Source organism: Ethanoligenens sp. (genome assembly GCF_047718355.1).
In the GTDB taxonomy this organism is placed as follows: Bacteria; Bacillota; Clostridia; order Oscillospirales; family Ethanoligenentaceae; genus Ethanoligenens.
Genome location: NZ_JBDNLG010000017.1, coordinates 1 through 22773 on the forward strand (window position 1 = coordinate 1; position 22773 = coordinate 22773).

Below are 22773 nucleotides of genomic sequence, written 5' to 3' on the forward strand. Positions count from 1 at the left end.
CCTAGACAAATCCATATACTTGTAAATTTTATCGCGTTCTCATACATAGAATTGCAACATTTTCGTAGATTGCTGCTTTCCATCATAAATTCATATAACGCTGAAAAGTGCCTTCGTCCAGGCAGTGGCTCTCGGCCTCTTTATAACTCACCTGTCCACTGCGCACCAGTTGGCTAAGTTGATAATCCATGGGGCAGTTCCCCGTACGGATACCGGTTTGCATCGCCGTAGCAATCTGGTGCGTTTTTCCTTCCCGGATCATGTTGCGCACCGCATCATTGACCAACAGCAGACCCATGGCAGCTACACGCCCCAGCCCGTCTTTGCTGCGCAGAAGCTGCTGGGTTAACACCGCCTGCAAAGCTCCTGCAAGCTGTACACGGATTTGCTGCTGCTGCCCACCGGGGAACATATCGATGATGCGATCAACTGTTTGCGGGGCACTGTTGGTATGCACGGTGGAAAGGACGAGATGGCCGGTCTCCGCCGCTGTGATAGCAGTCGAAATTGTTTCGAGATCGCGCATCTCGCCTACCAGAATTACGTCCGGGTCTTCACGGAGGGCAGCGCGCAAAGCCGCCGAAAAACTCTCTGTGTCTTCTCCCACTTCCCTCTGATTGATGATGCTGTTGCGGTGCTTGTGCAGATATTCAATCGGGTCTTCGATGGTGATAACATGACACCGGCGGTTTGTGTTGATATAATCGACCAGAGCCGCAAGACTGGTGGATTTACCGCTGCCCGTCGGGCCGGTTACCAGCACAAGTCCGCGCTGGCGCAGCACTAATTCCTTGAGCACGGGAGGCAATCCCAAAGAATCCATCGTGGGCATTTCACCGACAAGCGCGCGAACTGCAATTCCAAAACTCCCCCGCTGTTTGAATACATTAACGCGGAATCGTCCCACCTGCGCAATGACATAGGAAAAATCAACTTGCCCCATTTCCTCCAACTTTTCCGCATGGCGGGCTTTCATAATCGAATACGCCAGTTCCTGCGTCTGCGCGGGTTTTAAAGGCTCATAGTCCGGAAGTGGAAGAATCTGCCCCCGCACACGAACCATCGGGGGCACCGCCACCGTAATGTGTAAATCGGATGCGTTTTTTTCCACAGCCTGTCTTAATATCGTTTCCATTTCTAATATCAACGTTTCCACCTGTCACTTTCTTCCCAACCGCATAGAGATCGGTTCAGTTTTTCCCCACTGCAATCAGTTTTAGATGCATTATAGATGATATGCTACGCGCATCAGTTCACTCACGGTCGTTTCACCTGCCAGAACCGCTTTTTTGGCACTTTCAAACAGCGGCACCATACCATCCGCCAGTGCAGCCTCTTGCAGGCGGTCTTCCGTGGCACCCGATTCAATCAATTGGCGAATCTCTTTGGTGATTATCAAAATCTCATGAATAGCCATCCGCCCTTTATAGCCGGTATTTGAGCAGTAATTGCATCCTCTTCCTCGCCATAGTTTAACGCCCGCCGGTAAACCGAGTGATTTGCATTCTTCATCCGCGGGGGTGTATTCTTCCGCGCAATGGCGGCATATCCTGCGCACCAGGCGCTGGGAGTCCACCCCTACCAGTGAGGACGCGATCATAAACGGCTGAACGCCCATATTCACCAGTCGTGTCACAGTCGAAACCGCATCGTTTGTATGGACAGTGGAAAAAACCAGATGCCCTGTAATCGCAGAGCGTACAGCCATCTCAGCGGTTTCCGCGTCACGTATTTCCCCCACCATGATAATATCCGGATCCTGTCGCAGCATAGAACGCAGGCCGCTTGCAAACGTCAGACCCGCCTTGGTGTTAATCTGCACCTGGTTCACACCCGGCAGCCGGAATTCCACCGGATCCTCGATGGTGATCATATTTATTTCTGGAGCATTAAGGTCTTTGAGAACGGAGTAAAGCGTCGTGGTTTTGCCGCTTCCGGTTGGGCCACATACCAATACAATCCCGTTTGGGGATTTCAAAATTGTTTCAAATCGAACCACATTTTGTGCATCCAGACCCAACTGGGAACGCTGAAGCACCGACGTACCTCCCAGTACACGGATAACCATTTTTTCACCTGTAACCGTTGGGAGTATGGAAAGCCGTAGGTCAATCGGTTTGCCGTCTATAATGGTTTCTATCCTGCCATCCTGTGGTATGCGCCGCTCGGCAATATCCATATCGCTCATAATCTTCAAGCGTGCAATCACTGAGGCATGTGCACTGGCGGGCAGATTCATCTGCTGCCGCAGAAGCCCGTCTAGCCGCATTCTTACACGGGTCTCTTGCTCGGCAGGTTCAATATGGATATCGCTTGCCCCCATTTTGACTGCCTGCGTGATAATGGAGTTTACCAGCCGGACCACGGGTGCATTTTCTAACCGCTCACCCATTTCGGTATTCATTGGCAGTTCTTCCTGCGCCGACACGAATTGGCGGGAGAGATCTTCGGCCGCTTCTTCTGCCCGTTGGCCGCTGTAGTAACGGGCAATGGCATTGCGGATACCGCTCAACGTACCAAGCATTACGACAATTTCGCGATCGGCTGCCAGACGGATATCATCCATCGCATAATAGTTCAACGGATCACTGGTAGCGATCGTCAACGTGCGGCCATCCTCCCTGACGGGAAAAACATTGTATTTTTCTGCAAGTTCTTGCGGAACCAATGCAATTGCACTCTGTTGAATCGGTGTGCCGGTAAGATCTATGGACGGAATCTTGAAATGTTCATGAAGTGCTTCCATCAGGTCATTTTCCGTAATAAATTGCATCTCTACCAACATATTACCAATTTTTTGCCCCGGACGTTTTTTCTGGGCACGTAGTACTTCTTCCAGCTGCTCGCGTGTTATCCTTTTCTGGTTAAGGAGTATCTGGCCCAAATGTTCCGATCGTTGTGTCATGTATGCGCTCCTGTATTCTAAGTATCATTTTTCGACATGTGGTATACGCAGGCATCGTAAAAAATCATGTGCCATATTCGTGCGCTTATTTGCTGTTTTCTTCTTTATTATACAAGATTGTGCAGGGTTTGTTAAGTTAATTAATCAAAATCACTCCCCCGGCGCTGTTGGAAACTACTCACAACAGTTCCGGCCAATAAATAAGCATACACACTTGATAAATAACAAGGATTTCCGATATAATCAATGAGGACATGGTAGAGGTGCACAGCGACTGCCCAACATCTAATTTACATATTTTTTCTATTATACCATCCCACCGTTATATTAGGAATCTCTATGGGGATGCTGCTTGGGTATTCAAGCTTTATATTGACGTAAAAGAAAGTATCATTTCATCGTTTGCGTGAAAGCAGCATATCATTGTTATATTTGCAGATGCACCGCATTCAATAAATCATGGTGGAAAGGACAAAATAAGTACAAACCAAAACACAGGAGGCCATTATTTGATACAGCAACAAGCAATTTTAGTGGGTGTAAATTTACAGGATGACGCCCGTTTTGATGTTTCCATGAAAGAACTGGAAAGCCTGGCAGAGGCGTGTGACATTGAAGTTGTTGGCACGATGTCTCAGAATTTAGAAAAAGTGAATTCTTCCCATTATATCGGGCTTGGCAAAGTTGCGGAAGTTGCCGCCTATGTGCGCGGTACCGGTGCGCAGGTGGTCATCTTTAACGATGAGTTGTCCCCATCGCAAATACGTAACTTGGATACGGCGATTGACTGCGAAGTGAAAGACCGTACCACGCTGATTCTGGATATTTTTGCGCGCCGCGCTAAAACCACCGAGGCAAAACTACAAGTGGAAATTGCCCATCTGCAATATATGCTGCCGCGTCTGGTCGGTCTCCAAAGCGCGTTGGAGCAACAGACGGGCGGCGTAGGTACCACCAACCGCGGCGCCGGTGAGAAAAAACTGGAACTGAACCGCCGCCAGATTCAAGTACGCATCAGCAAACTGCAAAAGGAATTGGAAACGCTGGTTGCACAGCGCCAGACCCAGCGGAGGCAGCGCAAAAAGACCGGTATCCCGGTAGTCTCACTGGTGGGGTATACGAATGCCGGCAAATCGACGATCATGAATGCATTGTTAGAGCTGTCCGACGAACCGGAGGAAAAAAGGGTGCTGGAGAAAAACCAGCTGTTTGCCACATTGGAGACGGCGGTGCGCAGCATCCGGCTGCCCGACAACAAATCGTTTTTGCTGACGGACACGGTCGGGTTTGTGGATAAGCTGCCCCACCATCTGGTCAAAGCTTTCCGCTCCACACTTGAGGAAGTAGGGGAATCCGACCTGCTGATTCATGTGGTGGACTGTTCACATCCCGACTACAAGGATCAGATCACCGTCACGAACGAAACGCTGGCGCAGTTGGGCGTAGCCGATATCCCGGTTATCTTTGCATTCAACAAAGTGGACTTGGTGGATATCCCACCCCACTCGGACAAACGGGACAGTGTATGTCTGTCCGCCAAGAACCGGGTTGGATTTGACTCGCTGCTTGAATTAGTGCGGGCACATCTGTTTGCGGATTATGTCCGCTGTGAAATGCTCATTCCGTATGGTGAAGGCGATGTGGTGTCCTATCTCAATCAGCGCGCGCAAATTTTCTCTACGGAATACCAACAGGGCGGCACTTGCCTGCGTATGGAATGCCGCAAAGCGGATTATGAAAAATTCCGCCGATTTTTGGTGCATCAGGCTTGATGGTTATCGCTTTTTATGACGTAAACCGGTATGACATGGCGAAAGGATTGAGCAAAACGGTTTTAGGAATGTCTCATTTCTCCATGTGAATGCACGCTTGCCGCACATGCTTTCACTCCTCGTTTGAGCAAGTACCCTTTTGACCAATCACGCCATAGAGTTCCTGTATCGTCTCATCGGAGCATGGCGGGCAGCCATGCAGTGGGAACGGAATACCCAGCGCATCATATTTGGATTGACAAAGGGTCTGAAATGGAAGCAGTTCCAACTTTTCAAGATTGGAAAATTGCCGCCCCAGTTTGGCAATCGCTTGGGCGTGTGCTTCCCCATCGGTCAGACCGGGAACAACGACATGCCGTATCCACAGCGGAACATGCAGTTCCTCCGTCAATTTTAGGAAAGAAAGTACCGCCCGCAGGCTTCCCCCACAATATTGTGCATATGCGTCTTCCGTCGCAAACTTTAAATCGCAGAGTACCAAGTCGGTGTGTGCAAGTACCGCACGCGCACCTTCCATGTCACCGATACCGGAAGTATCCAGCGCCGTATGGATGCCTGCTTGCCGCATCACGCGAAATAGCTCCGCCACAAAGTGCCATTGCAAAAGCGGCTCTCCGCCCGACACTGTCACGCCGCCAGTCTTACCGAAATACGGACGATAACGCAGGACTTTTTCAAACACCTCCTGCACGGTGAGGACCTCCCCGCCGTCTGTCGGCCATGTGTCTGGGTTGTGGCAATACACACATCGAAGCGGGCATCCCTGTAGAAACACCACGGTGCGCAGACCGGGGCCATCAACCGCGCCCAGGCTCTGGAATGAATGCACACGACCGGTCACGGCTGTGCAATCCGCTTCTGTTTTGAGTTGTTTTTTCTCCATTGTCATCACCCTTTCCCGCAATAAAAAGCAGGCGATGCCGCTGTTAAAAGCCATGCACCGCCTGATCTTTAAGCATTGTTACGCCTTGCCTACCCCCGTCAGAACCGGCTCCGCCTGCACCACAGTGTTGTGAAATGTGCGGGAAATCACTTCGCGCTGCTGTTCTTTAGAAAGCCTATGGAAGTTGACCGCGTAGCCGGACACACGGATGGTCAGATTTGGATGCATTTCCGGATGTTCATAAGCATCCAGCAGTGTCTGCCTATTCAGCACGTTGACGTTGAGATGATGCGCTTTTTGTGCAAAGTAGCCATCCAAAATAGACACCAGATTGCCAAGCCGTTCTTCCTCCTCGTGCCCCAGCGCCTGCGGCACAATAGAGAAGGTATTGGAGATGCCGTCCTTGCAGATATCATAAGACAATTTGGCAACCGAGTTGAGCGATGCAAGCGCACCGTTGCGGTCGCGGTTATGCATCGGGTTCGCGCCGGGGGCAAATGGCTCTCCCGCTTTTCGTCCATCGGGCGTAGAACCGGTCTTTTTTCCGTACATGACATTCGAGGTGATGGTCAGGATGGAGAGCGTGTGTTCCGCGTCACGGTAAGCTGGTGTTTGCTTAAGCGCTTCAAAAAACAGGCGCACTTGCTCTTGCGCAATGTCATCCACACGGTCGTCGTCATTGCCGTACGCCGGATAGACGCCCTCTATCTCAAAGTCTTTGATGAGCCCTGTTTCATCGCGGATGCAGCGGACTTTGGCATATTTGATAGCGGAAAGGGAATCCGCCAGCACCGAAAGCCCCGCAATGCCAAACGCCATAAAACGGTGGACATCTGTGTCGTGCAATGCCATCTGCGTTCCCTCATAGGCATATTTGTCGTGCATATAATGGATGATATTCATTGCGTTGACATATGTGCGCGCCAGCCATGGGCGGTAGATGTCCATCAGTTCCAGCACCTTATCATACGCAAGGTAGTCCCCCTGATATGGCGTATGCGCCGGGGCAGCCTGTATGCCGTACCGTTCGTCCCGCCCACCGTTGAGACTCATGAGCAGCAATTTGGCCAAATTGGCACGAGCACCGAAGAACTGCATGTCTTTGCCCACCCGCATAGCGGAAACACAGCACGCGATGGCATAGTCGTCACCAAATTTGGGGCGCATCACATCGTCGTTCTCATACTGGATGGCATCGGTATCGCAAGACACCTTTGCGGCATAGCGCTTAAACGCGGCAGGCAAAGCATCCGACCAAAGCACCGTTAAATTTGGTTCGGGGGAAGCACCCAGATTGTAGAGCGTGTGCAGCATCCGATACGCGTTTTTTGTCACCAACGTGCGGCCATCTTCACCCATGCCGCCAACAGATTCGGTGATCCACATGGGGTCGCCGCCAAACAGTTCGTTATAGTCCGGCGTACGCAGATGCCGGGCCAGCCGCAATTTAATGACGAAGTCATCAACAATTTCCTGTGCCTGCTCTTCATTCAGCACGCCGTCACGCAAGTCACGCTCAAAATAGATGTCCAAAAATGTGCTGGTGCGCCCAAGGCTCATCGCCGCGCCATTTTGCTCCTTGATGGACGCAAGATAACCGAAATACAGCCACTGCACCGCTTCTTTGGCATTCTGGGCGGGGTTAGAAATATCAAAGCCATATTGATTGGCCATCTCCTTGAGTTTTCCCAGCGCCGTGATCTGCTCGGCCAGCTCTTCCATTTGGCGAATGGCGTCCACATCCATATTCTGCTCGCCCGCACGCGCTTTATCAGCTTTCTTTTCAGCAATGAGCCGGTCAACGCCATAGAGCGCCACCCGCCGGTAATCCCCAATGATACGCCCGCGTCCATAGGCATCGGGCAAACCGGTGATGATACCGCAGTGCCGGGCAGTGCGTATCTCGTCGGTATACGCACGGAACACACCCTCGTTATGCGTGGTGCGGTAACGGAATGCCTCCTCCACTTTCTCTGAAAGTTTATAGCCATATGCTTCACAGGCTTCTCTTGTCATCCGCAGTCCGCCAAACGGATTAACACCCCGCCGAAGCGGTTTGTCCGTTTGCAAGCCTACGATAATATCTTTTTCCTTATCCAGATATCCGGGGCGATAAGCTGTCGGCGTTGTGATCGTTTCGGTATCCACATCCAGCACACCCCCGGCAGCCTGCTCACGCGCCAGCAGTGTGTTCAGCTCTTGCACAAGCGAACATGTACGTGCCGTCGGCGGGGCAAGAAACCCTTCATCGCCTGTATACGGCGCGTAATTTTTCTGGATAAAATCACGTACATCCACCGCATCCTGCCACTTCCCATCATGAAAACCATCCCATGCTTGTCTGTTCATGCTGCATCCCCTCCAAAGTGGCTTCCTGCCATTCTGCAAAATCAAAAAGGCAGCATTCGGTTACTCACCAAATGCTGCCCAGACGGTCGGCAATACTCAAAAGCTTCTACTTCCTTGTGGTGCTCCACAATTCCGTCAGTCATAAAAGCCCTATTCAATTTCTCTGATTGTATTATACTATACCTTTTTAGTGCCTGTCAAGTAGAAAAACAGAAATCTTTCAAAGCACACCTACAATTTCATGTTTCCACCGGCATCACAAAACACGCAGCGCTGATTATCCAATCTTTTCTTCCACCAAACGTGCATAGCGGTCAAACAGCAATTCAAACACCCGCTCCCATGAACGGGTTTGGGCCGTTTGCAGCGCCCGATCGCGCATCGCCATACAAAGACGCGGAGAGTCCAAAAGCCGTTTCATTGCATTTGTAAAAGCGGCACTATCACGCGGCGGAACAATCAAACCATTCTGACCATGTGTCACGGTTTCTACCACGCCGCCGGCGTTCGGGACAATGGCGGGCAGGCCAGAACACATTCCTTCCAGAACCACATTGCCGAATGTTTCCGTCGTGGAAGGAAAAACAAACACGTCGGAGGAGGCATATGCAACAGATAAGTCCCGTCCTTTTAAGAAACCGGTAAAATGTGCCTTGTTTCCCATCCGTTGTTTCATCTCATGCAGATACGGTCCATCGCCCACGATGGCAAAAGCGGCCTTGTCGCCATATGCCGCCTTGATAGACGTAATGCTCTCCATAAGGATATCGAGATCTTTTTCCGGTGAGATCCGTCCGACATATGTAAACAGCAGCGCTCCCTCTTTAACTCCCGATTTTTTTCGGAAAGCGTCACTGCGGAACGTAGGGCTGAACCGGCTGGGGTCTACCCCGCGCCGCATGATATCCACCCGTTTGATGTCTTTTTGAAAAAGGTATTCCCGCGTCATCTCCGAGGGGCAGAATGTCAACGCACAATTGTTGTGAAACCAATTCAGATAATTTTCCAGAATCGGGCTGACAAGATCCATATTGTAATAATGCAAATAGGAGTTAAAATTGCTGGTATAAGAGGAGACAATCGGGATGTTTTTCTTTTTAGCATATCGGATTGCTGCCAGTGAAATACCAAATTCGCTGTATGCGTGGATTAAATCCGGTTTGAATTCATCCAGGATTTTTTCAGCTTTGAACACCGGGGGGATGACAACGCGGCATTCCTTGTAAAAAAACAGAGGAAACGACAAAAAGCGATACACATTTTTATCATTGGGCTGTGTTTCGGGATAGTCCGGCACCAGAAAAACCGTTTCAATGTTGTTTTTCAATGCGTATGCCCGCAACTTTTCAAGTGTGGTAGATACGCCATTGATTTGAGGGGCAAAGGTATCACAAAAATAAGCGACTTTCATGCCAGTCCTCCTCTTGTTGTTGGAAAGCGTACATTTCATTCGCATGATAGAGTAAAATTGCCTGCGTATACACGGCCCTGCGCAGCAGCAGCAAGACCATGACTGTGGAGACTTTCATCGCATAAAACACATCCCGCACGCCGCTTGGCAAACCGTTTTGCTGTTCCCGCAGGCTGCGTTTTAAAAAGAGGGTAAACGCTTCCAGCGTATCCGCAGTATCCGGCAGATGCGTCCGATATTGTGATAACCCCTTATCAAACGCAAACAACATTTTCCACTCGTACCAGTGATGCTGCTTCATGTCTCCGGAAAATTGTTTGGTGTGCGCATGGCAGCAAAAATCGGAAAGATAGTGTGTAACAACCCCGATATCTTTTGCATAGCCGAAAGCGCCAAGTCGCTTATCTCCCGCCTGATCGTAAAGCGCAGAAGCGCACCCAAGGGCAAATGCCAGTGATTCATCCACAAAATGCGGATGTGTGTCATACTTCGCAGAGAGATCAGGAAGGATGTTTCCATATAGAAACCCCCTCCAACTCAACCTGACCCCTATCTGTTCGCAAACAGCCGCATGGATATGCCTCGCAAACAGCAGATGTACCAAAACATTCATGAAACCACCCCACCGTTTATTATACGGAAGGAAAAATCCCGCGAATATCAAAAACATGTCAAGTTTATGTAATTTCATTGTGTGCCATGGGATTCTCCCGCTGAATGATATCTTATCTGCCATTTTTCTTCCATTCATGTTCCGGCAGACCGTAACCATACAGCCAAAAAGAGACTGCCGGGAATCCCCGCAGTCTCCTTGCTCAATCTATAGGTAACATCAGGCACGCGGTTTTATTCCTGCTCCTCATCCTCATCGAAATTTTGCAGAGATTTCTCGATATCACGGCAGTCTTTTTCCGGTTTGGCAATACATTTATCCTGCGCAGGGCAATACGGTTTCGGGAAAGTTTCCACTTCAACATGCTGAATGGTCGTCACCTTGAATTTCAGGCGCACAACCGTTTTTTCCAACAATTTGTTGAATACAGTAATGCCGTCGATGCAGTCTTCGTCATGCCAGATTTCCTTGCTGCCCTCGACATCAGCTTCAAGCAGCTCTGCTTTGGCGTCTTCGCAGATCTTTTCTCCCGGATAGGGGCACATCTCCACAAATCCACCAAACGGGACTTTAAAAGTACTGTGATAAACCGGTCCATTCACTGTGCCGTTATGCACATGCTCGACCGTTGTATAGACCACAGTTTTCCAAAGGTATGCGTTGAAGATCACTTTTCCTTTGATGGCCTTCGCCGTGCAGACTTCAACCCATTTTTTAATGCTTTTGACCGTGTAGACCGGTGGGCTGGGAGGCGCAATACAGGTATCTTTTTCAATAAAGAATTGTGCTTCGCCTTCGCCTACAATGACCGGTACCTGAAGCGTCTTCTTATATTTCATGGCAATAAACTCCTTCTGTCTTGTCCAAAGTTTTAAGGGATAGTATAGCTTATTCAGCAAGCCGGCAAAAGGTCCACCGCACACCTGTTGGGGAAACTTCATTGTGCTCCGCGCATAGACTACAATCAGTATGAAATACCACCGCCGTCGCTGTTTCTGGCACACCACCCCCTGGTTATCAGTGAGGCATGTGCAGACGGTCTGACGGCTTTTTAAACATTCTGTGCGGAAAGGAAGCGTTAGATATGTCAAGAACTGTTATCGGAACGTGCAAAACGCATTACCAGAAAACCGTCACCCTATGCGTTTCGCACTATGAGAGTTCCATCGCGGATATACAGACTTGTGTGGAGCATATATTCTGTAAAGACCTTGAAAACGGTTTTATCGCCGTATATGGTTCCTATTTGATATTTCTTCTTTTTACTCATGAAGATTTTAGCGGGAAGCAATCCTGCACGCACACGCTGATTCGTCAGACGTTTTCTGTACGTCTGAAAGACAGCAAGCCCGACGCCAGCGCTTTTGAAGTGCAATTCTCTCCAAAAGCAACCGCCCATCCCGAAGGCCCGCACACGACCGAGTGGACAGTAGACATCTCAGCCGACGCAAAAGCTGTCTTTTTCAAAGACAATCCGTCCAAATCGGATGAAGTCGTTGCAACGGTGTCTGCAACACCTGCCCTGACCCAGGCAGAACCGCAAATGCCGCCTCCGCCGAAAGCAGAAACGCCCGCAGCCAAGCACAAGCCCTCTTTACCCGCCCCTCACCCCGAAGAACAACCGGCAGATTCATCTAAAAAAGATGCGCCCGCAACCAATGCGGACGCAAACCCCAAGCAGGAAAAGCAGATGAAACACGGTGGTTTTTGGCGTATACGCTCCAATGCACCCGTTTCTGCAGAACACTTATTGGATATGGAAGAAGCTCATCGACTCGAATTCATGGAGAATCTATCTGAGGAACCCCCGATATTACCCTCGCATTCCACGTCAACAAAGTAATAGGATATCTGTCTCCTGCCTGTTTTCGTAAATCTTTTATCGCTTTGAAATTTTTTCCGTTCCCGCCGCACACGCCCAACCTTCTCCGCATGTATCCATATTAAAACCGCGTTCATCTTTAAACATGTGCCTTTGGCATTTCTGTCTGCCATAAAAAAAATGGAACGCATATTGCGTCCCATTCTCAACATTACATAATTTTGTTATTGATATATCACCGTCAGTTTAAAATTCGCTGTGCACCTGCATAACGAGCCGCCCAATAGCCCGAGTTGATGTTATCATATATGACACCCACTCCTGGGTTTTCCGCGTTAATCATCTGACCACCGCCGATATAAATGCCTACATGATCAATCCCGCCGCCATCGACATTGAAGAACACCAAATCGCCCGGCTGCAAACTGCCTTTGCTGACTGACGAACCAGCTTGAGATTGCTCGGCAGCCGAATGTGTCAAATATATGCCGGCCGCGTGCGCATAGACATATTGTACAAATCCAGAGCAATCAAACGTACTGGGTCCTGCAGTACCAAATATATAGGGGTAATGGAGGAAGTTTTTCGCATAACTGACCACATAAGTGGCAGATCCAAAGCCGCTCTGAGGACTCGGCGGTGTGTTTGGGGAAGGGGTAGAAACCGCACTCCCTGTATTACTCGAGTTCGATGACGTGGAAGAACGTGCAGGTGTGCTGCCGGTTGTTTGAGATCCGCCGCCTTGGCTGGAAGGTGCCTGTGCTGCGGCGGGTGCGGCAAAAGATGCAGATGCCTGTGCCGCTTTCGCCGCGGCTGCCTTTGCCGCAGCGGCTTCCGCGGCAATTTCGGCGTTGATCTGTGCATCGGTCTGTGCAGCCTGTTGGTTCACCGCACTGGCGGTTTGCTGGGTATTCTGCGCGCTCGCCTGCGCCTGCGTCACCACTTGTGCCTGCTGCGCAAGCTGTGCATTCAGCATATCCTGCTTGGCCGCCATAGTCCCCTGCGTTTGCAGCAAATCTTGTTTTGCCTCATCTAACGCTTTCTTGTCTGCATTTAACTGATCCTGAGCCTGCCGCAAGTCCGATATGATGCGATTATCATGGTTGGATACGGCTTTTACCATCTCAATCCGATTAAGAAAATCACTCACACCATTGGAATTGAGCAACACAACCAAAAATGAATCGTCACCCGAAACGTACATTGCCCGCAGACGTTGTTTCAACAAATTGTAATTTTGATCGAGTTGCTGTTGTGAAACCGCAATCTCTTGTTCCTTATTTGCAATCTGCGCATTGATGGAATCAGACTGGCCTTTTAATATTGCCAACTGTTTTTGTGTAATGGCCACCTCAGCGCTGAGCGAAGCCTGCTTGGCCTGTTCTGTCTGAACCTGACTGGTTTGAGATTGAAGTTGACTCTGCAATTGCTGCTGCTGTTGTTGCAAGGCAGCATATTGCTGTTTCAAACTGGATAAATCTGTAGCAGAAACGTGCGGCGGTAGTGTCATCAGGCCTGTTGACAGTAAAACTGTTCCGGCAATTAAACGGATACCGCATCGATGCCTCTTTAATCGCATGTGCCTTGACCTCCCGTATAGCTGCACAAAAGCAACCATTATGTAACTTTTACCGCTTCTATTTTAACACATTTGACACAAAATTTCAAAATAATTGTCGCAAAATAAAAGAAATGCATCATATATTTCTTGGGAATCGACAGTTTCGCGCAGTATCCATGTGAAACAGGTTTACATAGGGCGCGGTGAAAAACGAGTGCAGATAGGGCAAAAAAGCGGTGAAATAGAGAGGACTAACAAATATGGAAAAATCGGCTTGTGATATGCTTGATTCTCGACGTATCCAAGGTTATCGGCAGATACCAACATGGAGAAAGTCTGAACAAATTTATTATAGGCCTGTTGAAAAACCAGCGCATCAAGCAAAATAGGTGGCATTAATCGGGTAACAGCTCCTTGGGTGTTGGTTTCGTTGCGATATAATCCACCAGACTGTAAACATCCATACCGCCTTTCAAGCGGTATGGGTTCAATTTTCTCTGGATGTGATCAAGAGTGCCGAACTTGTCACAACGAATACAGAGCCGACATTATGTACCAGTGCCGCCGTCACGGGATTCAGCACACCGATGGACGACAAGATCACCGCAATACAGTTCCAAATCATCGCAACGGTGATGTTAAAATTGATACGCCTCATGGACTTTTTAGCCATCTGAAAAAGATAAGGGACTCGCTCAATATGATCGCTGACGAGCACCGCGTCTGCAGCCTCCACGGCAATATCGCTGCCGACCCCGCCCATTGCAATCCCGGCATATGCCGTTTTCAACGCCAGGGCGTCGTTGATGCCGTCGCCGACCATACAGATACGGTGTCCCTTGTCGGCATATTCGCGGATTACGTTCATTTTCCCTTCCGGCAGCATATTGAATGCAACATCCTCGATTCCAACTTGAGAGGCAATATAGTTTGCGGTCACCTCGTTATCCCCTGTCAGTAAAACGGGGCGTACGCCGACAGACTTCAATTCCGCAATCATGACTTTTGCGGTTTCCCGCAAAACATCCGCCAATGCGATCATTCCTGCAAATCTTTCGTCGACGCAGACATAAATAACAGTTGCACCCTTCTTTACATATCTGTCCGTCATTTGTCGCGCCGAATCGGGCAGTTGAATACCTTCACGCTCTAAATAGTCTGCTTTCCCGACCAGAATCCTGCGGCCGTCTGCTTTTGCGGCAACCCCCATACCGGTTGCCAAAACAAAATTCTGTATCTCCTGCGGCTGTCCTCCGCGCTTGAGATAATAAGCCAGGATGGATTTTCCTAACGGATGTTCCGAGCGCTGTTCCACCAGAGCGGCCAGTTCGAGCACTTTATCGGCAGGAAAGGCGGCATTGCAGCTCTCAACACCAATCACGTCCGGTTTGCCATATGTGAGTGTCCCGGTTTTGTCAAAAGCCATACAGTTGATTTGAGAAAACCGCTGCAACGCGTCGCCGGAACGGACAAGGATGCCGAATCTCGTCGCGTTCCCGATGCCTGCCATTACGGCGGTCGGCGTTGCAAGGATAAACGCACAGGGGCAGAATACGACCAGCACTGTGACCGCGCGGATTGATTCACCCGTTATCAGCCATGTAAGCCCTGCCGAGCCAAGAGCGACAACCACAAGCCATGCCGCCCAACGGTCCGCCAGTTTCACGATGGGCGCTTTGTTTGCGTCTGCGTCTTCAGCAATCCGAATCATCCGCTGGAGGGAACTGTCACTGCCGGCCTTTGCGGCGCGCATTTCAAAGGTGCCGAACTGGTTCACTGTCCCGCTTATGATTTCGTCTCCGATGGTCTTGTCAACGGGGATGGATTCCCCTGTCATGGCTGACTGATCGATTGAGGTTTGCCCGGCGAGGACTATACCGTCCACAGCAATCGTTTCGCCTGCCAAAACGACGAGAACGTCACCAATTTCCACATCACCAGCCGGGATGATCTCCTCGCCGCCGTTTCTTTTGACCCGTGCGGTTTTTGGTGTCAGATTGATGAGTTTTTGAATGCCCTTGCGCGCTTTGCGGGCGGTTGCATCCTCAAGCAGCGTCCCGATCGCCATAATCAAGGCGACTTCGCCCGCGGCAAAATATGCTTTGATGCCAATGGACGCGATCAACGCGATGGAAACCAATACATCCGCTTTGATGTCGCGCTCTTTGACCAGAGCGGTGATCGAGCCTGCCACAATCGGGATGCCGCAAAGCAGGATGGCGACCCACGCGATATCGAAAGGCAAGGCACGGCCCAGTAGACCGCTCAAACTGAGAATCAGCGCAACCGCCGAAAGGGCGACCAAAACCACATTTCGCTTTTCATTGTTGACAAGCCACTTTTTGACTGCATCTTTCATCCATATCTTCTCCTGTTCGAATCCCGTTCACTTCAGAAATTTGGCAATTGCATCATTCAGGTCATCTAAAACCTTTTGATCTCCGCTTTTGACGGCGTCCACCACACAGTGGTCAATGTGATCCTGCAAGACGATGCGGCCGATGCTGTTGATTGCAGAGCGGACGGCAGAAAGCTGGATCAGAATTGCACTGCAATCCTGGCCTTCTTCCACCATCTTTTTTATGGCCTGCATATGCCCAATCGCTCGCGACATACGGTTGATAACGGCTTTGGTATTTTCATGGTGATGGATATCTTCCATAATGGAGCCTCCTTCATATCCCCTATGGGGGGATATGAAGAGTGTAGCATGACCAGACAACAAAAGCAAGAGCATATGCTCTTGCTTAAATGGTGTCCATTCTGCGCCCTGACAGAATCCACTTATAGATGCAATAAAATCCCGATTTCAAAAATGGGCAGATTTATTCCCCAATCCGTGCACCTATCCGCTGAACAGACCGCACAGGTAGACGGGCCCGCGGATTTGTTCAAATCGACCGCCGGGCTTCGGTTCAGTTGAAATTGCAGGCCGTTTTCTGCCGCCAGTATCCCCGCCTCAGCGGCGATGCCTTTCGACCCCACGGGGATAATTGCATGGACATGCGGGTTTTTTAGAAGAATTTCCAGTTCTTTCACGCCAAAAAGTTTCGCTTTCTCATCCAGCGTTTCCCCACCCACCAGAGGTGTACCCACGCAATACAGGGTATCTCCCGGTTTTGCCCGTGCCGTCAACAAATCTTTCATTTTGCAAAGACCTGTTACCGTTATTCCAAAACCAGTCATGGATGTCGGCATATTCTTCTCTGTGCTGATGATGCAGGGAAGATGCTCCCCAAACATTTTTTTAGCGCCGCAAATCAACGGCTCCGCTGCATCCGGTCCGTTGCTTACGGCTATGGAGGCAAAGGCCGGCTTTGCACCCACCGCCATGACTTCCAGCAGGGCTACTCGGGCTGTGAGTACGCCAACCAGTATGGGGTCAACTTGCAAGGTATCGTGCGCTTCTTTCCCAATGCCTCCGCAGGAATCGACGGCTGATACCCAGACGTCGTCGTGCCCAGTTGCCAACAGCAAAACATCTCTGGGCGACATCAGTTCTTTCATTTTACCTCACCGCCCCATATGACGCTGAACGGTTTTCTGAGCGCATAAGCAAGAATGGAAGCTGCAAAGACATTGGCGGCGGATGCGAGCGCGAGCGGCAGGAGCAGCGATGTACAGGCAGCCCACCCCAACCCCGGCCAGACGAGCAGAATGAGCGGGGATACAAAAGCATTGAGCACAAACGCCAGAAAACCGGTAAGCCATATCGGGCATTTTCGCTTTTGGGTGAGCCATCCCGTGAGATAACAAATAGCCCCCATTTCGGCCGCAACTGCAAGATGCATCGGCAAGGTCAGCGGGAATCCCGAGAGCATTGCCGAAAACAGATGTCCGGCGGCTCCCGCAATCGCCCCCTCCGGTCCGCCGATGAGCATGGCCGCAAGAAACGCCGGGAGCGAATCAAACGCAATGGAGCCCATGATCTTGACGTTTGCCCCAACAGCGGACAACGCAATAAAAACAGCCAACATGGAAATCCGCAGTGTGTTTCTTTTCAAATTCATTCCCCTTCGTTTATTCACCTTTTATCAACTGCGCTATCCCGCAGCTGACCCGGTAGACCTTCCCGGCCTTTGCCGCAAGCCTGCATTGCAGCCGGCCGATCTTTTCGCGCAGAAGGCGGTCTTCCGGCCGGACAGGTACAATACCGCACCCGATTTCGTCGCACAGGACAACGATTCCGGGGTTTTGGGCGACACCGCTCTCCGCTGTATCCTCCAACGCCATGCCTGCCGCAAGCATTCGCCCGACAAATTGGTTCAGATGATTAAGGACAGGTTTATCAAAGGCCTTTTGCAGGTCGCATACCGCGCCCTCTGTCACATCGTTCATGCTGAAGCCGAACGCATCCATCACAAACCGCAGTTTTCCCTGGTAGCTTCCGCCTGTCACCAATACCATGTGTATCCTCCAATCTCGTGGTGAAATATTGCTATCTTGTTCTCCATTTTTATAGAAATTCGCATCAGCAGACGATGCTCTCAGCGCAGCACTGCGCCAAGTATGGCGCAGGTGAAGAGTGCAAGCGTTTCGTAGACCGTAATAAAAAAGCCTGCCAGGTCGCCCGTAATCCCGCCAAAACACTTTTTGGCCATTGCGTAAAACATCCCAAAAGACAGCAGTGCGATTGCAGGCGCCAGCAGCGCAGCGGCTCCCTGCCCAATGGCGGGCAGCAGTGCGGCCAGGGCAGCGATGACCAACAGAATCACCGTCACCGGTTTTTTGAATGCGGGACCCGCAAAGGTGGCCGCAAGTCCATCCTCCTTTGCTTTGGGAAAGCAAAGGATTGCAACGCCCGCCAGCGAGCGGGCGAGTACCGACGCGGACAAAACCGGAAAAATAAAAGCGGGTTTGAGAAAAAGCTGCTGCCATGCACCAAATTGGAGCAGAAGCAGGGCGGCAGTGTAAACGACGCCGAAAGCGCCAACGTGCGGGTCCTTCATGATGCGCAGCTTTGCCTCGCGGTCCCCGTGGGAGGCAAAGGCGTCACAGGTGTCGCAGTAACCGTCGATATGGATGCCGCCGGTCATCACGATCGGAACCAGCACGGCAGCCGCGGCGAAAAAGCCGGGGTTCAGTGCAAAAGTGCGGAAAAAAAGAAACACACCGAACAAAATCGCCGCGACGACAGCCCCGACAAAAGGGAAAAAAGCGAGCGACCAGCGCATATTCCGCTCATTCCATCTGAATTGCGGCATTGGGATGCGCGAATACATCGAAAAGGCAACGGCGCACGATTCAAAGAAGAGCTTCATATGCGCTTACAGCCTCCCTTCCCTTGTAAAAGACAGGGATGCCGCAGACGGATTCCAACACCACGTCGGCCGCCTTCGCAATTTTCTGGTTGATAGTTCCCATAGCTGAAAGATAACCACGGGTGAAGGCATCGTAATCACCGCCATCTGAAAAGACTTCGTTGGTCACGATCACCACCTGTCGAACTATACGGCAAAGTTGGTTCACATCTTTTAAAATAAACGAGACGGTTTCTCTGGGGCTCTTGTCGGCTCCGAACATGACGTTGGCCGTGAGGTTTGAAATGCATTCAAGCAAGACCGTATCAAATTGGCTGAGCGTCCGGTCATCGGGAAAACCAAAAGGGCACTCTACCGTCTCAAAGCCCTTGCCGCTCCGCATCTGCCGGTGTTTCGCCACACGTGCGGCGGATTCCTCGTCACCAATCTGCATGGTAGCAAAATAACCGAGGACGCCCCGATTTGCCACTGCCGCAAGTTTTTCGGCCAGTGCAGACTTCCCGCTGGCGGCCCCGCCTGTAATAAGCATTGTCATGCCGCAGTTATGGGCAAGACCCTTTTCAGCCATATTGCAATCCTCCTGCCGGTCGATCTGTCCGCTGCGAGCCGCCTCACACGCCCTCCTCAAGAATTTGATACACTTGGTCCATATCGAGGGCGCTTCGCAGCGCTCCGGCAAGCAAATCGTACTGCTGGTCTTTGTAGGTGCGGATGTCCCATCCTGCCTTTTCGGTCTGTGCGGCATCAATGCCTTGGGCTTTTAGCAGCGCCCGAACAACCCCGCGCAGAACGTCCTCCGAATCGAAAAGACCGTGCACATAGCTGCCAAATACGTTGCCGCTCACCATGCCGTCAAGTTTTTTCTCGCCCTGCATCGAGGTGATGGTAGAGAGCGCCGGCGCAGACCCCTGCGTTTTTCCCATGTGAATTTCATAGCCTTCAAACGCCGCACCGTTTAGTTCTGCGAAAAGACCCTCCGGTTTCAAAAAGCTGCCGATGATTCGCATTCGGGTCTTCTGTTTTTCAAAGACGGTTTCCGCATCCAGCAGGCCGAGTCCCGCCATTTTTCCGCCTTCCTCCACGCCGAATGGGTCGGAAAGCTGTTTGCAGAGCATCTGATAGCCGCCGCAGATGCCGATGACGGGTTTCCCCTCTGCGGCATGTCTGAGAATGGCGGCTTCCAGCCCACACGCACGCAGCCATTTCAGATCACCCATTGTGTTCTTTGTCCCGGGCAGGATGATAAGGTCAGGCTCTTTCAGTTCCCGGACAGACGCTGCATACCGCACCGATGCCTCTTTCAGTCGCCCGAAAGTGTTGAAATCTGTAAAATTTGAAATCCGTGGCAGGCGAACCACCGCGACGTCAATGCGCTTTGGCGGCCCGCTCTCCGTCAACCGCTCGCTCAAACTGTCCTCGTCGTCGATATCCAGATGCAGATAGGGCACCACGCCCACCACCGGCTTGCGCACCAGCGCTTCAAGCATCTCGATGCCCGGTTTCAGGATATCCACATCGCCCCGGAATTTATTGATGACGATACCGCGAATGAGTCTGCGTTCTTCCTCGGGCAGGAGCATGACCGTGCCGTAGATAGAAGCGAAAACACCGCCCCGGTCGATGTCGCCTGTGAGCAAAACCGGCGCTTTCGCGCGCTTAGCCATATACATATTGACGATGTCGTTTTCTTTTAAATTGATCTCCGCAGGGCTCCCGGCGCCCTCCAGCACAATAATATCGTTTTCCGAGGCAAGGCTTGCGTAAGCCTTCTCAATTTTGGGCATAAGTTCGCGTTTACGGAGATAATACTCCTGTGCCGTCATATTGCCGACGACCTCGCCGTTGACGATGACCTGCGATCCTCTGTCGCTTGTGGGTTTGAGCAGGATGGGATTCATGCGCACATCCGGCTCGCACCCCGCCGCTTCTGCCTGCGTCACCTGTGCCCGGCCCATCTCCAGGCCGTCTTTGGTGATAAAGGAATTGAGGGCCATATTCTGTGATTTGAAAGGCGCCACGCGGTATCCATCCTGGGTAAAAATCCGGCAGAGCCCGGCTGCGAGCAGGCTTTTGCCCGCGTTTGAGGCGGTGCCTTGTACCATAATCGCCTTGGTCATTATCTCATCTCCTCCCCATCCAGAATAATCAGAACGTCAAAGCGAACACTCCAATGCCCGCAGCAGACCGCTGTTCTCCGCATGTGTGCGCACCGCGATTCGGTAAAAGTTGTCGTCGAGGCCGTCAAAATTGGCGCAGTTGCGGATTAGATACCCCCGGCGAAGCAGCCTCTCACGCAGGTCTGAGACTCCGGATGCGCGGAACAGCAGAAAATTTGCCGTCCCTTCAAAGACCCTCAGCCCAAGGCCTGACAATCCCGTGCACAAAAACGCCCGTTCCTTTTCTACGAACCGCCGCGATTCCGCAACGAAAGCCAGCTCTTTCGCCGCCGCGGCCCCAGCTGCCTGTGCAAATACCGACACGCTCCAAGGCTGACCGCACAGAGCCAGCTTTTCAATCAGCTGCCGGTTGGCTGTCAGGCAATAGCCGAGGCGCACACCCGGCATTGAAAAAATTTTGGTGAAAGCCTTGAGTACCAGAAGATTTTCATAATCCGAAAGCAGGGGCTTCGCCGAGCAATTTTCCTCGCCGCCCCGCACGAAATCCATAAAGCATTCGTCCACAACCAGTGTCGCGCCGGTCCGCGCACATTTTTCCGCCGTCTTTTGGACAAACTCACGCCCGACGACCACACCGGTGGGGTTGTTGGGATTGCATAGAAAGACGAGGTCGACGGAACCGTCGATGCACGCAATAAAATCCTCCCCGGGCGCAAAATCCATTTCCTCGTGCAGAGGGCAGGTGCAGACTTCTCCGCCCGTGCACGCAACCGCGAGGCGGTATTCCGAAAAAGTGGGGGAGGCCACCAGGGCGCGGCGCGGACGCAAAGCCCAGGCAATGCGATATAGAATTTCGGCAGCGCCGCCCGCGCAGAATACGTTCTCGGCCGCAACGCCTTCATACGCTCCAATCGCCGCGCGCAGTTCGCGGCAGAGCGGGTCGGGGTAGTGAACACAATCGGCCGCCGCGGTTTCGAGCGTCTGCTTGACGCTTTTAGGCAGACCGAGAGGATTGATGTTTGCCGAAAAATCGACGGCTCCCGTGTTTTCAGCGGAATAGACATCTCCGCCATGGTTCAGCTCCATTTCAATCCCTCCTTACAGGATACTCCACAAAATCAGAAGCCGTAGACCCCCGCCGATGATAAGAAACAGCACCGTCGTGACATACATCAGCCGGTTTGCGCGGCGTATGTCCTCCACCTCGACGGGCCGGTGGTCGTCTCCAATGGTGGGCTTTTTCACAAGTTTGCCGAAATATGTGCTGTCACCCCCAAGCTGAACGCCCAACGCACCCGCGCAGGCCGCCTCCGTGCAGGCCGAATTGGGGCTGTGATGTTTCTTGCGATCCCGCCGGAAAATATGGAAAGCGCCGCGTCCGTCCAGCCCGATGAGTGCGGCCGCGGGAGCCATGAGAAGGCCTGTCAGCCGAGCGGGGACAAAATTGAAAACGTCGTCGAGCCGCGCCGCGAACCGGCCGAAATGCAGATATTTCTCGTTTTTGTAGCCGATCATGGAGTCCAGCGTGTTGACGGCCTTATACAAAAATCCAAGCGGCGCGCCGCCTATGAGCAGATACAGTAGCGGCGCGGTCACCCCGTCGCTGGTGTTCTCCGCTACCGTTTCCACTGCGGCCCGTATAATGTGCGCCTCATCGAGGTTCTGCGTGTCGCGTCCTACAATCCAAGAGAGTTTTTGCCGTGCGCTGACAAGGCTGACCCGTTCCAGTTCGGCACTGACTTTCATGCTTTCGACTCGAAGGCTTTTTGCCGCGATGATCTGATAACACATAAAGCTCTGCACCGCCAGAGCCAGATAAAAGTTCATCCGAGCGAGGACGAACAAAATAAAAAACGGAACAGCAAAGGAAAAGAGAACGACAACGAGTGTGAGCAGCACACCACAGACCAAACGGCTTTGCGGTGTCTTACAGCTGATTTGTCGCAAGACCTTTTCTCCGCCGGTAACCAGCAGACCCGTCAAGCGCACCGGATGGGGCAGCGCGTGCGGGTCGCCAAATATGCAGTCGAGCAGAAAACCGGCTATTATTGCAAACAGAACGGTCATAAGGTTCTCCAA

The 22773-nt window shown here is 51.5% G+C and carries 20 protein-coding genes and 1 riboswitch; of the genes, 2 read left to right on the top strand and 18 right to left on the bottom strand.

Annotated elements, in window-relative coordinates; genetic code table 11:
* Nucleotides 1-82: 82 nt before the first annotated feature.
* Nucleotides 83-1144 carry a type IV pilus twitching motility protein PilT gene (locus ABF463_RS04300; protein WP_415532358.1) on the bottom strand — a complete coding sequence of 354 codons (1062 nt, stop codon included), beginning with the start codon at nt 1142-1144 and terminating at the stop codon, nt 83-85.
* Nucleotides 1145-1225: 81 nt separating this feature from the next.
* Complete coding sequence (locus ABF463_RS04305) at nt 1226-2905, bottom strand: GspE/PulE family protein (RefSeq protein ID WP_415532323.1); 1680 nt, start codon at nt 2903-2905, stop codon at nt 1226-1228.
* A gap of 509 nt (nt 2906-3414) precedes the next feature.
* On the opposite strand from ABF463_RS04305, the gene hflX reads away from it, so the two are divergent.
* Complete coding sequence (gene hflX, locus ABF463_RS04310; protein ID WP_415532324.1) at nt 3415-4677, top strand: GTPase HflX; 1263 nt, start codon at nt 3415-3417, stop codon at nt 4675-4677.
* A gap of 112 nt (nt 4678-4789) precedes the next feature.
* On the opposite strand, the gene pflA is transcribed toward hflX, so the two are convergent.
* From pflA to ABF463_RS04335, 5 genes are all read right to left on the bottom strand, one after another.
* Nucleotides 4790-5614, bottom strand: coding sequence for a pyruvate formate-lyase-activating protein (gene pflA / locus ABF463_RS04315; protein WP_415532325.1), 825 nt, complete (start codon nt 5612-5614; stop codon nt 4790-4792).
* Between the two features lie 24 nt (nt 5615-5638).
* Nucleotides 5639-7909, bottom strand: a complete 2271-nt coding sequence (gene pflB, locus ABF463_RS04320) for a formate C-acetyltransferase (RefSeq protein ID WP_415532326.1) — start codon at nt 7907-7909, stop codon at nt 5639-5641.
* Nucleotides 7910-7978: 69 nt separating this feature from the next.
* A riboswitch (ZMP/ZTP riboswitch) is annotated at nt 7979-8062 on the bottom strand.
* 124 nt (nt 8063-8186) lie between these two features.
* Nucleotides 8187-9320: a glycosyltransferase family 4 protein gene (locus tag ABF463_RS04325; RefSeq protein ID WP_415532327.1), complete on the bottom strand. Its 1134-nt coding sequence runs from the start codon at nt 9318-9320 to the stop codon at nt 8187-8189.
* The gene (locus ABF463_RS04330; protein WP_415532328.1) at nt 9298-9933 is read right to left on the bottom strand and encodes a zinc dependent phospholipase C family protein; all 636 of its coding nucleotides are present in this window, start codon (nt 9931-9933) and stop codon (nt 9298-9300) included. Before ABF463_RS04330 ends, ABF463_RS04325 begins: the two co-directional genes overlap by 23 nt.
* 233 nt (nt 9934-10166) lie before the next feature.
* Nucleotides 10167-10772 (bottom strand): DUF3794 domain-containing protein, encoded by a 606-nt coding sequence (locus tag ABF463_RS04335; protein WP_415532329.1) that lies wholly within the window; start codon nt 10770-10772, stop codon nt 10167-10169.
* Nucleotides 10773-11017: 245 nt separating this feature from the next.
* Between ABF463_RS04335 and ABF463_RS04340 the strand changes: the two genes are divergently transcribed.
* Nucleotides 11018-11776, top strand: a complete 759-nt coding sequence (locus ABF463_RS04340) for a hypothetical protein (RefSeq protein WP_415532330.1) — start codon at nt 11018-11020, stop codon at nt 11774-11776.
* A 220-nt stretch (nt 11777-11996) separates the two neighbouring features.
* Here the strand turns inward: ABF463_RS04340 and ABF463_RS04345 are convergent, their stop codons facing one another.
* The 11 genes from ABF463_RS04345 to cbiB form a co-directional block, all read right to left on the bottom strand.
* Nucleotides 11997-13334: an NlpC/P60 family protein gene (locus ABF463_RS04345; protein WP_415532331.1), complete on the bottom strand. Its 1338-nt coding sequence runs from the start codon at nt 13332-13334 to the stop codon at nt 11997-11999.
* A gap of 469 nt (nt 13335-13803) precedes the next feature.
* Entirely contained in the window at nt 13804-15675 is a 1872-nt protein-coding gene (locus ABF463_RS04350; RefSeq protein ID WP_415532332.1) for a heavy metal translocating P-type ATPase, read from the bottom strand.
* 27 nt (nt 15676-15702) lie between these two features.
* Nucleotides 15703-15978, bottom strand: coding sequence for a metal-sensing transcriptional repressor (locus ABF463_RS04355; protein WP_415532333.1), 276 nt, complete (start codon nt 15976-15978; stop codon nt 15703-15705).
* A 122-nt stretch (nt 15979-16100) separates the two neighbouring features.
* A complete protein-coding gene (locus tag ABF463_RS04360; protein ID WP_415532334.1) occupies nt 16101-16823 on the bottom strand; it encodes an alpha-ribazole kinase in 723 nt (240 codons plus the stop codon).
* Nucleotides 16820-17320 (bottom strand): ECF transporter S component, encoded by a 501-nt coding sequence (locus ABF463_RS04365; protein WP_415532335.1) that lies wholly within the window; start codon nt 17318-17320, stop codon nt 16820-16822. Before ABF463_RS04365 ends, ABF463_RS04360 begins: the two co-directional genes overlap by 4 nt.
* Before the next feature lie 16 nt (nt 17321-17336).
* Nucleotides 17337-17723: a bifunctional adenosylcobinamide kinase/adenosylcobinamide-phosphate guanylyltransferase gene (locus ABF463_RS04370; RefSeq protein WP_415532336.1), complete on the bottom strand. Its 387-nt coding sequence runs from the start codon at nt 17721-17723 to the stop codon at nt 17337-17339.
* 80 nt (nt 17724-17803) lie between these two features.
* Nucleotides 17804-18577 (bottom strand): adenosylcobinamide-GDP ribazoletransferase, encoded by a 774-nt coding sequence (gene cobS / locus ABF463_RS04375; protein WP_415532337.1) that lies wholly within the window; start codon nt 18575-18577, stop codon nt 17804-17806.
* Nucleotides 18561-19145 (bottom strand): bifunctional adenosylcobinamide kinase/adenosylcobinamide-phosphate guanylyltransferase, encoded by a 585-nt coding sequence (locus ABF463_RS04380; protein ID WP_415532338.1) that lies wholly within the window; start codon nt 19143-19145, stop codon nt 18561-18563. The genes cobS and ABF463_RS04380 overlap by 17 nt, the downstream gene beginning before the upstream one ends.
* A 43-nt stretch (nt 19146-19188) precedes the next feature.
* Nucleotides 19189-20694, bottom strand: coding sequence for a cobyric acid synthase (locus ABF463_RS04385; RefSeq protein ID WP_415532339.1), 1506 nt, complete (start codon nt 20692-20694; stop codon nt 19189-19191).
* Nucleotides 20695-20730: 36 nt separating this feature from the next.
* Nucleotides 20731-21780, bottom strand: a complete 1050-nt coding sequence (cobD, locus tag ABF463_RS04390) for a threonine-phosphate decarboxylase CobD (RefSeq protein ID WP_415532340.1) — start codon at nt 21778-21780, stop codon at nt 20731-20733.
* 12 nt (nt 21781-21792) lie between these two features.
* Nucleotides 21793-22761 carry an adenosylcobinamide-phosphate synthase CbiB gene (gene cbiB / locus ABF463_RS04395; protein WP_415532341.1) on the bottom strand — a complete coding sequence of 323 codons (969 nt, stop codon included), beginning with the start codon at nt 22759-22761 and terminating at the stop codon, nt 21793-21795.
* Between the last annotated feature and the right edge of the window lie 12 nt (nt 22762-22773).

Bases quoted from the DNA above. Each gene is read 5' to 3' on its own strand.
- ABF463_RS04380 (WP_415532338.1), bottom strand. From the start codon at position 19,145: ATGGCTGAAAAGGGTCTTGCCCATAACTGCGGCATGACAATGCTTATT.
- ABF463_RS04335 (WP_415532329.1), bottom strand. From the start codon at position 10,772: ATGAAATATAAGAAGACGCTTCAGGTACCGGTCATTGTAGGCGAAGGC.
- ABF463_RS04305 (WP_415532323.1), bottom strand. From the start codon at position 2,905: ATGACACAACGATCGGAACATTTGGGCCAGATACTCCTTAACCAGAAA.
- ABF463_RS04325 (WP_415532327.1), bottom strand. From the start codon at position 9,320: ATGAAAGTCGCTTATTTTTGTGATACCTTTGCCCCTCAAATCAATGGC.
- cobD (WP_415532340.1), bottom strand. From the start codon at position 21,780: ATGGAGCTGAACCATGGCGGAGATGTCTATTCCGCTGAAAACACGGGA.
- cbiB (WP_415532341.1), bottom strand. From the start codon at position 22,761: ATGACCGTTCTGTTTGCAATAATAGCCGGTTTTCTGCTCGACTGCATA.
- ABF463_RS04370 (WP_415532336.1), bottom strand. From the start codon at position 17,723: ATGGTATTGGTGACAGGCGGAAGCTACCAGGGAAAACTGCGGTTTGTG.
- ABF463_RS04385 (WP_415532339.1), bottom strand. From the start codon at position 20,694: ATGACCAAGGCGATTATGGTACAAGGCACCGCCTCAAACGCGGGCAAA.
- cobS (WP_415532337.1), bottom strand. From the start codon at position 18,577: ATGAAGCTCTTCTTTGAATCGTGCGCCGTTGCCTTTTCGATGTATTCG.
- pflB (WP_415532326.1), bottom strand. From the start codon at position 7,909: ATGAACAGACAAGCATGGGATGGTTTTCATGATGGGAAGTGGCAGGAT.
- ABF463_RS04355 (WP_415532333.1), bottom strand. From the start codon at position 15,978: ATGGAAGATATCCATCACCATGAAAATACCAAAGCCGTTATCAACCGT.
- pflA (WP_415532325.1), bottom strand. From the start codon at position 5,614: ATGGCTTTTAACAGCGGCATCGCCTGCTTTTTATTGCGGGAAAGGGTG.
- ABF463_RS04350 (WP_415532332.1), bottom strand. From the start codon at position 15,675: ATGAAAGATGCAGTCAAAAAGTGGCTTGTCAACAATGAAAAGCGAAAT.
- ABF463_RS04360 (WP_415532334.1), bottom strand. From the start codon at position 16,823: ATGAAAGAACTGATGTCGCCCAGAGATGTTTTGCTGTTGGCAACTGGG.
- ABF463_RS04340 (WP_415532330.1), top strand. From the start codon at position 11,018: ATGTCAAGAACTGTTATCGGAACGTGCAAAACGCATTACCAGAAAACC.
- ABF463_RS04330 (WP_415532328.1), bottom strand. From the start codon at position 9,933: ATGAATGTTTTGGTACATCTGCTGTTTGCGAGGCATATCCATGCGGCT.
- ABF463_RS04345 (WP_415532331.1), bottom strand. From the start codon at position 13,334: ATGCGATTAAAGAGGCATCGATGCGGTATCCGTTTAATTGCCGGAACA.